This is a genomic window from Paenibacillus vulneris, from assembly GCF_039543185.1.
GTDB classification, from domain to species: domain Bacteria; phylum Bacillota; class Bacilli; order Paenibacillales; family NBRC-103111; genus Paenibacillus_S; species Paenibacillus_S vulneris.
This window is the reverse complement of record NZ_BAABJG010000036.1, coordinates 79,894-93,612: the sequence shown is the minus strand read 5'-3', so window position 1 is coordinate 93,612 and position 13,719 is coordinate 79,894. Positions and strand designations below refer to the sequence as shown.

At 51.1% G+C, this 13,719-nt stretch carries 14 protein-coding genes; 8 read left to right on the top strand and 6 right to left on the bottom strand.

Annotated elements, in window-relative coordinates; translation table 11 throughout:
- Positions 1-11 precede the first annotated feature (11 nt).
- From ABEA66_RS28095 to ABEA66_RS28085, 3 genes are all read right to left on the bottom strand, one after another.
- Positions 12-446 carry a divergent PAP2 family protein gene (locus ABEA66_RS28095; RefSeq protein ID WP_192705083.1) on the bottom strand — a complete coding sequence of 145 codons (435 nt, stop codon included), beginning with the start codon at positions 444-446 and terminating at the stop codon, positions 12-14.
- A 110-nt stretch (positions 447-556) separates the two neighbouring features.
- The gene (locus ABEA66_RS28090; RefSeq protein ID WP_345592971.1) at positions 557-910 is read right to left on the bottom strand and encodes an EamA family transporter; all 354 of its coding nucleotides are present in this window, start codon (positions 908-910) and stop codon (positions 557-559) included.
- A 22-nt stretch (positions 911-932) separates the two neighbouring features.
- Positions 933-1,790: a decaprenyl-phosphate phosphoribosyltransferase gene (locus tag ABEA66_RS28085; protein ID WP_377740202.1), complete on the bottom strand. Its 858-nt coding sequence runs from the start codon at positions 1,788-1,790 to the stop codon at positions 933-935.
- 384 nt (positions 1,791-2,174) lie between these two features.
- Between ABEA66_RS28085 and ABEA66_RS28080 the strand changes: the two genes are divergently transcribed.
- The 6 genes from ABEA66_RS28080 to ABEA66_RS28055 are packed head-to-tail and all read left to right on the top strand — an operon-like array spanning position 2,175 to position 10,181.
- Entirely contained in the window at positions 2,175-2,486 is a 312-nt protein-coding gene (locus ABEA66_RS28080) for a helix-turn-helix domain-containing protein (protein ID WP_079914056.1), read from the top strand.
- 33 nt (positions 2,487-2,519) lie between these two features.
- A complete protein-coding gene (glmS, locus tag ABEA66_RS28075; RefSeq protein WP_345592867.1) occupies positions 2,520-4,349 on the top strand; it encodes a glutamine--fructose-6-phosphate transaminase (isomerizing) in 1,830 nt (609 codons plus the stop codon).
- A 37-nt stretch (positions 4,350-4,386) separates the two neighbouring features.
- Positions 4,387-5,601: a HEAT repeat domain-containing protein gene (locus tag ABEA66_RS28070; RefSeq protein ID WP_345592865.1), complete on the top strand. Its 1,215-nt coding sequence runs from the start codon at positions 4,387-4,389 to the stop codon at positions 5,599-5,601.
- Positions 5,598-7,058, top strand: a complete 1,461-nt coding sequence (locus ABEA66_RS28065) for a glycosyltransferase family 2 protein (RefSeq protein WP_345592863.1) — start codon at positions 5,598-5,600, stop codon at positions 7,056-7,058. The genes ABEA66_RS28070 and ABEA66_RS28065 overlap by 4 nt, the downstream gene beginning before the upstream one ends.
- 54 nt (positions 7,059-7,112) lie before the next feature.
- A complete protein-coding gene (locus tag ABEA66_RS28060; RefSeq protein ID WP_345592861.1) occupies positions 7,113-7,928 on the top strand; it encodes a response regulator transcription factor in 816 nt (271 codons plus the stop codon).
- 36 nt (positions 7,929-7,964) lie between these two features.
- Positions 7,965-10,181: a hypothetical protein gene (locus tag ABEA66_RS28055; RefSeq protein ID WP_345592859.1), complete on the top strand. Its 2,217-nt coding sequence runs from the start codon at positions 7,965-7,967 to the stop codon at positions 10,179-10,181.
- Positions 10,182-10,217: 36 nt separating this feature from the next.
- On the opposite strand, the gene ABEA66_RS28050 is transcribed toward ABEA66_RS28055, so the two are convergent.
- The 3 genes from ABEA66_RS28050 to ABEA66_RS28040 all read right to left on the bottom strand — a co-directional run bounded on the left by ABEA66_RS28050 (position 10,218) and on the right by ABEA66_RS28040 (position 11,456).
- Complete coding sequence (locus ABEA66_RS28050; protein ID WP_345592857.1) at positions 10,218-10,550, bottom strand: helix-turn-helix domain-containing protein; 333 nt, start codon at positions 10,548-10,550, stop codon at positions 10,218-10,220.
- 163 nt (positions 10,551-10,713) lie between these two features.
- On the bottom strand, positions 10,714-10,884 hold the full coding sequence (locus ABEA66_RS28045; RefSeq protein WP_079914063.1) for an anti-repressor SinI family protein: 171 nt from the start codon (positions 10,882-10,884) through the stop codon (positions 10,714-10,716).
- A 188-nt stretch (positions 10,885-11,072) separates the two neighbouring features.
- A complete protein-coding gene (locus ABEA66_RS28040) occupies positions 11,073-11,456 on the bottom strand; it encodes a MerR family transcriptional regulator (RefSeq protein ID WP_345592854.1) in 384 nt (127 codons plus the stop codon).
- Positions 11,457-11,683: 227 nt separating this feature from the next.
- Here ABEA66_RS28040 and ABEA66_RS28035 point away from each other — a divergent pair, with 227 nt between their 5' ends.
- Complete coding sequence (locus tag ABEA66_RS28035; protein ID WP_345592852.1) at positions 11,684-12,622, top strand: aldo/keto reductase; 939 nt, start codon at positions 11,684-11,686, stop codon at positions 12,620-12,622.
- 236 nt (positions 12,623-12,858) lie between these two features.
- Positions 12,859-13,716, top strand: a complete 858-nt coding sequence (locus ABEA66_RS28030; protein WP_192705132.1) for a sugar phosphate isomerase/epimerase family protein — start codon at positions 12,859-12,861, stop codon at positions 13,714-13,716.
- Positions 13,717-13,719 lie beyond the last annotated feature (3 nt).

Here is a 13,719-nt window from a genome sequence, read left to right as displayed (position 1 = left end):
ACAATGGGATTTTAAGAGAGGCATTGTGAAGCCGCCCAGCCCAGCATCGTGCCTACGGCCAGTCCGCCGAGCAGCTCCAGGCGGGTATGCCCTTGACGTTCCCGCAAACCGGCTTCCGCCGTCGGGGTATTGTCACGGACCAGCTTATTGATCCATTTGGCGCTATCTCCAACAGCCCGCCGAATGCCTACCGCATCGATCATGACGATATAGGTTAATGCTACGCCTAGTCCGAACATCGGTGTATCGAAGCCCTGATCGAAGCCGGTCAGCATCGTGACCGAGGAGACGACGGACGTATGGGTGCTCGGAAACCCGCCGTTCCCGATAAGATGACGCGCGTTCTGTCCATGCCGGATGCGGTTGATAGCGTATTTCAAGGTTCCGGACACGACCCATGCTATAAAAGGCAGAGCCGGATATAGGATGCGGGAGCTGATGTCCATGATCTGATCACCTCGATTCTTTTTGCCATGGAATCTTTTCTCTAAAATTACGTGATTAAATCGTGACTACATAGGGAAGCAGGGGAAGGCCTGGAAGAGCAAGTCCCAGGTCATGATGCCCGGGCGATCACCAGAACTCCGGCGGAGATCAGGATCGCGCCGCACCATTTTTGTACAGTAAGAGTCTCTTGGAATAAGAAGAAGCTGAGCACCATGACCAGGATATAGCTCAGACTGACCATCGGATAGGCCGTACTGAGCGGGAATTGCTTCAAAGCAAGCAGCCAGAAAATCGAGCTGAGCCCGTAGCTTCCGATACCGGCGATCACAGGCCAATAGGCCTTCAAGCCCGTCCACGTTAATAAGGCAGCCCCCGCAGGCTTAACCCCGTCAACGCCCCATTTCATCAAAATCTGCCCTGAAGCACCCAACAAGACGGAGGCAATTAACCATATGTATTTCATCACACTATTAATTCACTCCCTTTTAATTGCTGAAAAACAGCAGGATGCAGCCGACGGAAAGGCCGTACAGCACAACCGTTATTAAAATATGCTTGTCTTCCAGCAGCAGCTTTTCCGGACGTCCGCCTTTATCCTCGATATGAATCAAATACAAATAACGGAACATGCCGTACAGCACGAAAATGAGCGTCCACATCAGATGGATCGTGCGTCCCGACGTAAATGTAAACAGAGCGTAGCTCATGATCGTGGCTGTCGTAGCGATGGCCGACATTTGGTCCAGCATTTCCACCGAATACGACTCCAGCACTTTGCGGTGAGCCCCTTTGCCGCCTTCGAGCAGCGCCAGCTCATGACGCCTTTTACCGATTGCGAGGAATAAGGCCAGCAGCATGGTGCAGATCAGAAACCAGGGCGTAAGGGCCACACCGATCACCAGACCGCCTCCAACAGCCCGCAGAACAAAGCCGGATGCAATAATCAGCAGATCGAGAATGACAACATGCTTCAGCTTTAAGGAATAGAGCACGTTCAAGAAAAAATACGCCGACAGGACAACGCCGAACAAAGGCTGAAAGCGAAACGCTACAAGAACGCAGCACAGCAGCAAGACAAACCCGAACACCAAGGCCATCTGCGGCTGAATGGCGCCGGAAGCCAGCGGCCGATGCTTCTTCTCCGGATGCATCCGGTCTCTTTCCCGATCCACGTAATCGTTCAAAATGTACACGCAGCTCGAGACGAGACAGAACAGGACGAAGCCGGTCATAGCCCGGATCAGCATATTCAAGTCTGCCTGTTGGATGGAAAAGATGAGTGCGGCGAACACCAGCAGGTTTTTGGTCCATTGCCGCGGTCGCATTAACGCCAAGTAATGCATCGGCAGCGCACGGCTTTCCCCTCGCTTCAGTTTGACTTGAGCTTTCGTTTGGTCCATACCCCATTCTCCTTTTCGTTTTGATTTTTGACACGTGCAGGGCAGAGGGGTGTCTGGGATTCCTTCGGTTACGGCATTCATTATATCGAAAACGCCATTCGATAAAAAGAACGAAATCATGCCGTTTTTTGGAGGATTCTAGAGAATTTTTAATGATTTCGTTCTCTAAATCGAAATAATTCGCTATTTTGAATTTTTATTTTGGGTAATTCTGCGGTATACTCCAAGATATCGTTCTGTAGATAGAACAATTTCACTGTTCTCTGCATAGAACGATCTCGGCCGATACTCGACCAAGCATCTATTACAACAAAGGATCGATGGCGCATGTTGGGAAAGCGAGTGAGGAAGCTGCGCTTGGAGAAAGGACTTTCCTTATCCGAGCTGTCACAAGCCTCAGGTGTGGCCAAATCGTACCTGAGCACCCTTGAGCGGGACATTCAGTCGAACCCGTCCATTCAATTGGCGGTTAAAATTGCAGCTGCATTGGACATCTCTTTGGAGCAGCTGGTACAGCCGGAAGTGAAGCAGCAAGCACCTTTATCGAGGCAAGACTGGTACGAGCTGTTCGAAGAGGCGGCGAATGCCGGCATTAGCCGGGAAGAGCTCAAGCGGATGATTGAACTACAAAAACGATAGTGTGATGAAAACAACCATGAGGAGGAGTAAACAATGTGCGGTATTGTAGGCTATATCGGAAGCAGAGATTCGCAGCCGATTCTTTTGGAAGGATTAAAGAAACTGGAGTATCGCGGATATGACTCGGCCGGAGTGGCCATCTATACGGACAACGGCCTGAAGCTGAAGAAAGCAAAGGGAAGAATTACTGAGCTGGAGCATCGGCTGCAATTCGAGCCTTTGGCGGGCTCGGCAGGCATAGGCCATACACGATGGGCGACCCATGGCAAGCCGTCGGATGAGAATTCCCATCCTCACACAGACAAGGATCGGACTATCTCTGTCGTACATAACGGCATCATTGAAAATCATATGCAGCTGAAGGAGGAGCTGGAGCAGCTCGGCTATACGTTCGTGTCCGAAACGGATACGGAAGTGCTGTCCCACCTGATTGCCCACTATTATGAAGGCAGTCTGGTACAGGCCGTTCGCCATGCGATTTCGCGGATCCGGGGCGCCTACGCCATTGCTGTGCTATCGGCCTATGAGCCGGACAAGCTGGTGGCGGTACGAAATGCGAGCCCGCTAATTATCGGAGTCGGACACGGTGAAAATTTCATAGGATCGGATATTCCGGCCATATTGGAATATACGCGGGACGTCTACATCCTGAATGATGGGGAAATGGCCGTATTAACCCGGGAAGGGGTTGATCTTATGACCCTGGAGGGCAATTTTATCGCAACACAGCTGTTTCATATTGACTGGGACCTGCTGATGGCCGAGAAGAACGGCTTCGATACGTTCATGCTGAAGGAAATTCACGAGCAGCCGAGAGCTTACCGGGATACGATGCGCGGAAGAATCGACGAGAAGCTGCAGAAGGTCGTGCTGCCGGGGATGCAGCTTACCGGGGAGCAGGTTCGTTCCATAAAGCATATTCATATCGTCGCCTGCGGAACCGCCTATCATGCGGCATTGGTCGGGAAGAACGTCATCGAACGGCTGACCCGCATCCCCGTGGAGGTAGATTTGGCATCGGAATATCGGTACCGGATGCCTGTCATTCCGGAATCTACCATGGTCATTGCCGTCAGCCAGTCCGGCGAAACCGCCGATACGCTCGCAGCGATGCGCGAAGCCAAGGAGAATGGGGCACGAGTACTGGCCATAACCAACGTAGTCGGAAGCTCTGTCGCGCGTGAAGCCGACGATGTTCTATTTACGCTGGCAGGGCCAGAGATTGCCGTTGCCTCGACCAAAGCCTATACGACACAGCTGATCGGCTTCTATTTGCTCGGATTGTATATGGCGGAAGCACGGGGCACTATCGATAAAATTACGCAGCTTGAGCTCCTTGCAATGCTTGAACGGCTGCCTATGCAGGTAGAAGGGATGCTTCAGTACCTGCAGCCGATAGAACAGCTCGCCCATCAAATAACACGTCATGAGCATCTGTTCTTTATCGGCCGGGGACTGGATTACTGCGTCGCGATGGAAGCTTCCCTCAAGCTGAAGGAAATCTCCTACATTCATTCAGAGGCTTATGCGGCAGGAGAGCTGAAGCACGGATCGCTGGCCTTGATCGAGGACGGAACCCCCGTCATTGCTCTGGCAACCGATGACCGGCTGATGGAGAAGACCCTCAGCAATATTAAAGAAGTCAAGGCGCGGGGGGCGTACGTTATCGGCATTGCATTAGAGGGCAACACCGAGGTTGCCAAGACAGCGGACCATGTCATTTATGTGCCGAACACCCACTCTCTACTGACGCCTGCCGTTAGCGTGATCCCGCTGCAGCTGCTGGCTTATTATACCGCTGCCCTCAGAGGCAACGATGTGGACAAGCCGCGCAATTTGGCCAAAAGCGTTACGGTAGAATAAATAAAAAATACAGCGTGCTGTTGGAGGAGAGAAACGTATGGAGATGGAGCCATTACAACAGACGGCTTCCGTATTGTACGTACTGGGAGCCGCAATAGCCGGCGGGTTCGGCATCTTGGGGCTGCTGCGATTCCGACATCAAAGCAACGCCAGGCAGCTGAACGAAGGCCTTGCCAAGCATCAGGACTACTTTGCCTATTTAAGTGTCCAGATGGATGAAGCCCAGGCTCTACTGCCCCCGCCCGGTTCTTTAACCCGTATGGAGCTTCGAGCGGTGCAATCCAAGCTGCTGGAATGGATCGAAACGATCCGGGGGCCGCACCGGGACAAGCTTACAGCCTTGTGCCGTGATATGGGACTGATCGATATGGAGCTGAGACGGTTGAACAGTCCTTGGCATGCCGTTCGCGTGGAGGCTGCATACCACCTGGGTGTTATGCGCGCCGGTGAATGCGCCGAAGCACTGCTAAAGCTTCTGGAGCGCGAGATAGCGGAGTCCACCGCGTTCGTGGTCGGACGTGCGGCGGCCAAATGCGCGCAGAGGCCGGAGGAGCTGCGGCGGCTCATCTCGCTGCTCATGGAGCGGCATCCCCATGCGCAGCAGCTGACAGCGGACATTCTGTCCGCATCATCGCTCGATCCGGCGCCCCTGTACGCCGAGATATTGGACACCGAGACGAATCCGGCGCTGCTCAAGCTGGCTTTGACCGGCTTGTCCAGCGGAAGCCGTCCGTGCAGCTTAGCATCATTGGAGCGACTCCTGAGGTCGGAGGACGCAGAGGTGCGTCTCCAAGCGGCGAGACTGGTGCTGAGGTATCCGCAGGTTCTGCCGCCAGGCCTTGTCGGCGAGCTGCTTGCTCATCCTGATGGAGAAATCCGGGCCGCTGCTGCACAAGCGGTTGGCGAGCATCAGCTGTTGTTCTACACTGAACCGCTGAAGGCTTCCCTTGCCGATCCAGACTGGCGGGTGCGCTATGGCAGCGCCCAAAGCTTGATCCGCCTGGGTCTCGACGGCTTTGAAGTCTTGTGCGAAGCCGCCCGCGATATGCAAGCAGGGCCGGCCAAGGATACGGTGTGGAACGCCATTCATGAGGCAATGGATCTGTCGGCCGCTGCGGCCGAACGAGAGATGCGGCAAATCCCGCTGCATAGTGAGATGTCGCGCTTATACCGCACGAAGTTTCAACAAAATTACACGAGCCCTTCTGCTGCGACGGATTCCCATCGGTTCGTAGAAAGAGGGACAGGATGAGAACTTTTTTATTGGATTATGGAATTGCAGCCACTTATTTAATTATCGGGTCCAGCCTGCTCTACTTGTTCATTCTGGCTGTATCCCATCAGAAAATGCTATCGCTGGTCAAAAGCACGATGTACTCCCGCTATAGGGAGCTTGCAGGCTCAGAGCACGTACCGCCCGTATCGATTCTGGTCCCGTCCCATAATGAGGAGCTGACGATTATCGAGAGCGTACGCTCGTTGATGCTGCTGGAGTTTCCGGTCTACGAGGTCATTGTGATCAATGACGGGTCCAAGGACCGCACTCTACAGGTATTGATAGAGGAGTTCGGCCTGAAGCCGACCCGCCTGACTCATTATCAGCCTCACCTAGAGTCCAAGCCGGTCCGGGGGATGTATCATAACCCTCTATATCCGAAATTGGTCGTCATCGACAAAGCAAACGGCGGCAAAGCGGACGCATTGAACGCCGGAATCAATGTCTCCCAATACCCTCTTGTTGCGACCATCGACGCCGACAGCTTATTGGAAAAAGATGCGCTAATCCGCTTGGTCAAGGTTTACATGGAAAACCCGGAGGAGCATATCGCTATCGGCGGCAATGTGCGCATTGCCAACGGCAGCACGGTAGAGGACGGCCGCGTCACCTCCGTTCGCCTGCCGGACCAATGGCTTCCCGCCCTGCAATATGTGGAATATATGAAAGCATTTCTCGGCGGGAGGATCGGCTGGAGCTCGGTGAACGGGCTCCTGATCGTATCCGGTGCCTTCGGATTATTCCGCAAGGACTGTTTGATTGAAGTCGGCGGCTATGAGGAGGATTGTCCGGGCGAGGACATGAATATCGTCATGAAGCTGCACCGGAATAGACTCGCCCGGAATTTGCCTTACAAGATCATCTTTTGCCCCGATGCGGTTTGCTGGACGCAGGCGCCTGATACGCTGAGCATCTTGGGCTCACAGCGCCGCCGCTGGATCCGGGGCACGCTATGGAACGTGATCCGATTCCGTTCGATGCTGTTCATCCCGAAGTATAAGGTCATTGGCTGGCTATCGCTGCCATATACCATTTTATATGAAACGATCAGCCCTTACATCCGCTTATCCGGGCTGGCCGCGCTGGCCGGGTATGTGCTGATGGACATGACCCAGCTGCCGGTACTGCTCGTCTTCCTGCTGGCGAACCTGCTGATTGGACTTATCTTCACACTAGGCTCCCTCATTATCGAGGAGATTGCCATGGGGCGAAAGGTCAGCGGTCCAAGCTTGCTTCGCATTCTAGGCTTATCCGTTATCATTTCCGTATATTATGATCCGTTAAATGCATGGTGGAAGCTGCACGGCCATTGGGATTATCTACGGCGCAACCAAGGCTGGGGGAATATGGTCCGGCGCAGCTGGACGACAGATACGGCGAAAGCTACCGCCTCCGCTGCGGAATCCAGTGCTTCCAAGGCACAGGCCATCTAATGGTTTGCTGACTATGCTCTCAATCAACTTTGAAACGAATGGAGTGAATCTGTTATGAAAGCTTCTTTGTTAACTCAATCCGTAGGATCAGACCATCTGTACCATCAAATTAACCAAGTGCTTCAATCCTCGGCAGGGTGGAGCAGCTGCGGTGTTATAACCGCCGAGTCCCGCATGCTGAGCTCCATAGAGCTTCAGGATTTGGAGACGCGATTGAAGATGGAGGACTTGAACTTGATGGTGCTCACCGAATATGAAGCGAATGAGGGTCTTCTAACCATTCTGCTCCCCGGACAATCGCTCTCCTTTACCCATTATTTGGCCATAACGGTGAAGGCATTCCTTCATGGCGCCGGATTGCTGTCCGGCAGTCTTGCGGTTGCCAGCTTCCCCGAGAGCTCGCTGCTCACGCCGGAGGCAATTCGGGATTTTCTAGAGCTGATAGAGGATGGGGATCGTACGGGTCATGAAATCGCCATTTACTCGGGGCAGCCGGCCAGGGCATCAGTTCCAAGCATCGTCATGGTTGAGCCGAACGGCGATCTGCAGGAATTTCTTCATATGCGCCTTGGCCACCGCGGATATGACGTTCATCCTGCGCAGGACGGTCTGGAGGGGCTGCGGCTCATTGAGGCGGTCAAGCCCGATCTGGTTCTTACAGAGCTGATGCTTCCCGCACTCGACGGATACCAGCTTATTCACCGCGTATCGCAATCGGACCAGGCACCGGACTGTCAAGTCGTTGTAATGACGGATCTGGGTGTGGAGCAGGATGTATACAAATGCTTCGAGCTTGGCGTCGCGGACATTATCCGCAAGCCGTTCTCTCCCGTAGAGCTGGAGGCTCGTCTGCGAAGATTGCTGGCTTGATCGAACCGAATAGGGAGTAGATAAGGAGCTTAAATTATGAAGGGTACCCGCTTCCCGGTCACTTGGCTGCTGCGCCTGATTGCGGTTGTTCTCGTTGGCACCCTCATCTGGCATTACTGGCCTGCCATGAAGGTCGAGAGCATGAAGAGCGCCGACGGATCGCACATCAAGTTTCGCACCCAAGGTGATCACATCGAAATGTACGATAAACAGCAATGGACTCCTTTTTTTGTAAAAGGGGTCAATGTAGGCGCAGCGCTGCCGGGGCATGATCCCGGGGAGCTGCCTATAGACAAGGAAACGTATTTGAAATGGTTTCAGCAAATTCAACAGCTTGGCGCCAACACCATACGGGTATACACCATTTTGTCCCCGGTCTTCTATGAAGCGCTGGTGGAATATAATCAGAAGCATGCGGACAATCCGCTTTATTTTATCCAGGGTGTCTGGACACCGGAGGAAGAATTAATCGAGAAAAAAGACGCTTATCTGGACGACATCTACCAGCAATTCGAGAATGAAATTACGCTGGCCGTCGGGGCCGTCTACGGGACGGTGGAGATTCCGGAGCGCTTCGGCAAAGCGAGCGGCGCGTACCGTGCCAATGCCGGTCCATACCTGCTTGCCTGGCACCTGGGTACGGAATGGGAGCCGAATATGGTGAAGAACACCAACGAGAAGCATAAGGATAAAACCCAGTATCAGGGCACCTTCATATCGGCCAAGCCCGAAGCAAGCCCGTTTGAAAATTGGCTGGCGCGTCTTCTGGACCATCTGGCCATACAGGAAGAGCAAAACGGCTGGAAGCATCCGCTCACATTCACGAACTGGGTGACGACCGATCCGCTAAAGCACCCTGGAGAAATCCTGATCCAGGAGGACATGTCCAGCGTGGATGCGACTCATCTGGATGCTGCCGGCTGGCAGGGCGGTTACTTCGCATCGTTTCACGTTTATCCGTATTACCCGGACTTTTTCCGGCTGGATACGACGCTGCAGGATGTTAAGAATGCCGACGGCACTGCCAATACCTACCGAAGCTATCTGCGCCAGCTGAAGGCCTATCATAAGGGGATGCCTGTTATGATTACGGAGTTCGGTATCCCGTCTTCCGTCGGGATAGGGCATCTGGCCAACATGGACCGGAATCAAGGCGGGCATGACGAAATGGAGCAAGGACGGGTCAATGCCTCGCTGCTGCAGGATATCCATGCCGAAGGAATGGCAGGGGGCATTGTCTTCTCGTGGCAGGACGAATGGTTTAAACGGACGTGGAACACGATGGAGTTCGAAATTCCTCAGGCACGCCGAAAATATTGGCACAATGTGCTGACGAACGAGCAGTATTTCGGGCTTGTTGCGGAAACGTCCGGCAAGGAGGGCGTGCTCAATATCGATGGAGACGCCAGCGATTGGAATAAGCTGAAGGCGGAGGACAAGCAAGTTCTCCCAGGCTCTTATCCAGGATTCCAATCGATAACCATGACGCATGATGAATCTTATGTCTATATCCTTGCGGAGCTCACAAAGCCGTTTGATCCCGAGCACGAGCTGCTGAATCTGGGAGTGGACACGCTGCCTGGAGGCAACAAGCATGCGAAGGAGCTTGGCGGACGCCAGTTGGATGAAGGTTTGGAGACGCTCATCACGTTAGGCAAAGATAGCGAGAGCGAAGTGAAAATCGCATCGAATTACGATTTCCATACCCGATTATACGGGAAGCTGTATGGTATGCTTCAGGTGAAGCCGGAGGAGATGAAGGATGATTCCGGACTGTTTCACCCGTGGAAGCTGGCCGTCGGATTGGAGATGATCCCTCCAGACTCAACGAAATACTATCCGTTTGAGGATGTGGCTGCCGGCCGCTTGACGAGAGGGACGACCGATCGTACTTCGCCGGACTTCAATTCTCTCGCGATGTGGCAGGCCAAAGGGAGTATCGTCGAAATGCGCATCCCGTGGATGCTGCTCGGTTTTACCGATCCGAGCTCCTTGCAGGTCATGAGCTACGAAGAGAAGGACGGCAAGCTGGCAGCGGCAACGACCCAAGGCATTCGTCTCGTTCCCTGGATTCAGCAGCGCAGCGAACAAAATGCTCCGACAGCGGGGGAGGCTGCTGCCGAAACGGTCGCCGTATCCAAGCTGCCTATCTACAGCTGGTCTGTCTGGAATAAGGTCGAATACCACGAAGTATTGAAGCAAAGCTATGATCTCATGAAAGCAGCTTTCGAACAGATAAAAAGCCCTTCCTAAACCGGAAAGGACTTTATCAAGCCCCGGCCTTCGGGGCTATTTTTGTTTGTTGCGCGAGTTGCGCCATTTATTGAATTCCAAAAATTCCGCAAACTGCTCCTTGCTGACCCCGGATTCCTTTGCTTCCCGTAACAGCTCCATCCATTCCTCATCCAGCTGTCCTTGAGGGGTGGTTTCGTTATGGAATAAGGCTTCTACGGAAACCCCCAGCACTTGACTGATCTTTTCCAAAAAATGAACGGAAGGATTCGATCTCAGATCTCTCTCTATCGAGCTTAAATACGATTTGGCCACACCGGCCTTCTCCGCCAGCTCGGAGATAGAAAGCCCTTGCTCCAAACGCAATTGCTTGACTTTTTTGCCAATCATGGTCGTGACCCCTTTATGTTCTATCGTCAGTTCTACTAGTTATTTACACTAAGTATTTATTATATTTTAGCAAAGAATAAGCCGTCTGTGGCTTTATTTTAAATGTAACCGTTTACAATCGAAAATAAAAAAGAAGAATCCGCAGATTCTATAAGAAAATAGCCTATTCTTCTTCTTGATTACTCTTGTTTTTCATCTTTATGTTTGTTTTTTTACATTCATTGAAAAATTGCCGGACTTCCTCTGTGGAAAGTCCCGAATCACGGGCGGCGATCATCAGGTGAACCCAATTCATATCCTGTCTTTTCGTATGCACTGTCGAAGACAACGACATAGCCTAATCCCTCCTGGTTTCGGAAATTTGGCACATTATACTGTTCGTCCGACGATCCGGATTTTTGTCCGCTGAGGGTCATATTTGGGATTTTTTGCCTATTTATTTTAGGGGAATGAATCGTATGACCCAATAGAATCATACATTCAGAAGCCGTTCGAATCCAAGGGTTGATGGGGGAGGGTAGGTCAAATTTTAATCGTTTTGTGATCCATTTGAGCTTCAAGAACATCGTATAACGCCAATTTATAATTGATTTTATCTAGATTGTAGTAAAGTTCTTTTATTTTTTTCTCAATTTCTGATTTATGGGTTAACATCATTTTTTTGCGTATTGAAATCGTGCGATCCCCCTCTTTAAATAGGTTTACATATTCCTGGATTTGAGTGATGGGCATTCCCGTTGCCCGAAGTGCGGTTGTAAAGCGAATCCACTCTAAATCTTCCTGGTCATATACGCGGTTCCCATTTTCGCCGCGCTTTACATAAGGGAGAAGCCCCTCGCTTTCATAGTATCGAAGTGCGGAAGCCGATAGTCCTGTTATCTTAGTAACTTCTTTTATACTCATCATAATTCTTCTCTCCTACATTAAAGTGTACTTTAATACATTTTCAAATAACGTTAGATAGATATTTGTATGATAGCTGCCAATATCCATAAGAACCGAACTTGGGGTGGGGAAATATGGGGATAATTATACAAAATTTATCAAAAGGAATAAACGGTTGACTTCAAGTCCGCTTTAGCATGTACGCTATAAAAGGAATTAAATCCCGCTTTGGAAAGGATGAGAGGATTTTGAAAACTAGACAATTAGGTCATAGCAATCTGAAGGTTTCGGCAATTGGTTTAGGCTTGATGGGAATGTCAGAACTGTATGGAAAAGCGAATGATGAAGAATCGACTCGTGCAATTCATCGTGCGTTAGAATTGGGCGTTACGTTGCTTGATACAGCCGATTGCTATGGAAATGGCCATAACGAGGAATTGCTCGGTAAAGCATTAAAAGGACGCCGTGAACAAGCGATTATTGCGTCCAAGTTTGGTGTGGGACCCAATTTTGAAGGAGTATTCGGACGTCCCGACTATGTGAAAACAGCGATCGATAGAAGCTTAAAACGGTTAGGTGTTAATTATATTGACTTGTATTATTATCACCGCATTGATCCTGAAGTGCCAATTGAGGAAACGGTAGGAGCGATGTCCGATTTGGTGAGGGAGGGAAAGGTGCGGTATATCGGTTTGTCAGAAGCATCGTCAGATATCGTGCGCCGAGCCCATACCGTTCATCCTATTTCCGCTTTGCAAACAGAGTATTCACTTTGGAGCCGGGAAGTAGAAACAGATATTTTACCTACTGTAAACGAATTAGGCATTACTTTCGTAGCGTATAGTCCATTAAGCAGAGGATTTTTGTCTGGAGGCGTTCGTAAGTTCGAGGATTTTGCCGAGACCGATTATCGCCGAGTCCTGCCGCGTTTTCAAGGAGATAGTTTCCAAAAGAACCTTGAGCTGGTTGACAAAGTGAAAGAAATCGCCAGAGAAAAAAATTGCACGCCTTCACAATTAGCCATTGCTTGGACGATGGCCAACGGAACTTTGCCGATCCCTGGAACGAAGCGCGTGTCCTATTTGGAAGAAAATATAGGATCGTTGGAAGTTACGCTGACTTCCGAAGATTTACGTCGTATTGAAGAAGTATTGCCCAAAGATTCTGTAAGCGGGGATCGTTATTAATGAAATTACTCATCGCGGCTTCTTGAATTCGGGCAATGAAACCGACTACGGTGGGAGAGTGCATCGCTGAAAGCCCGGAACGATAGAATAAGAGCTATGACGCGGTCGCCGTCATGGAACGGCATCAAATAATCTGAATATTAAAAATGTTCACGTGAACATAGATAAATGCTCTCCAGCCTGTTATAATTTTATTAGCAAAACCAAGTCTAAAAAATGAAGCTGGAGGTTCCATGATGAAGCTTTCCGTATTTACTGTCGTTACACCGGACCTATCCCCTGAAGAATTAGCTGCAGCTGCCAAAGAAGCAGGAATTGACGGCATCGAATGGCGCTTTAAAGAAGTTCCAGAGGAATTTAAAAATGAGAAGCCTTCCTTCTGGCGCAACAATCTGTGCTCGATCGATCCGTCCGCTACGGATGAAGAGATTGAGCGTTTTGCACGCGTAGCCCGTGAGCATGGCCTGCAAACGATTAGCGTTACGCCTTATTTGAAGGCCGGAGATATTGAAGCTACGGAGCGTGTCCTTCAGGTAGCCCAAAAGCTGGGTGCCAAAGTGATCCGCGTCGGCGTACCTAACTATGACCGCTCGACTCATTATAATGAGCTGTTCGATCTGGAGGTTCGTTATTTGGAGGCGGTAGAGCCGCTGGCCAAAAAATACGGCGTCAAATGTCTCGTCGAGACTCATCACAACACGATCATCGCCAGCGCATCCGCCGCGCTTCGTTTGGTGAGCCGCTTCGATCCGAATCATATCGGCGTACTGTTCGATCCGGGCAACATGATTCATGAAGGATATGAGAACTTCCGCATGGGAATGGAGCTGCTGGGACCTTATCTGGCTCATGTTCATATTAAAAACACAGGCTGGAAAAAGGCGGATGTTCGCGAAGACGGTTCGCAAGCCTGGACCTCCTATTGGGAGCCGAATCTGGAAGGTATCGTGAACTGGAAGCAAGTGCTTGCCGATCTGAAAGCGGTAGGCTACGACGGCTACCTGGGGGTAGAGGATTTCAGCGGCAAATATGGCTCCAAGGAATTGCTTAAGCAATACGGAGAAGAGGTTCGCAGCATTTTGGCCTCCATTTAATAA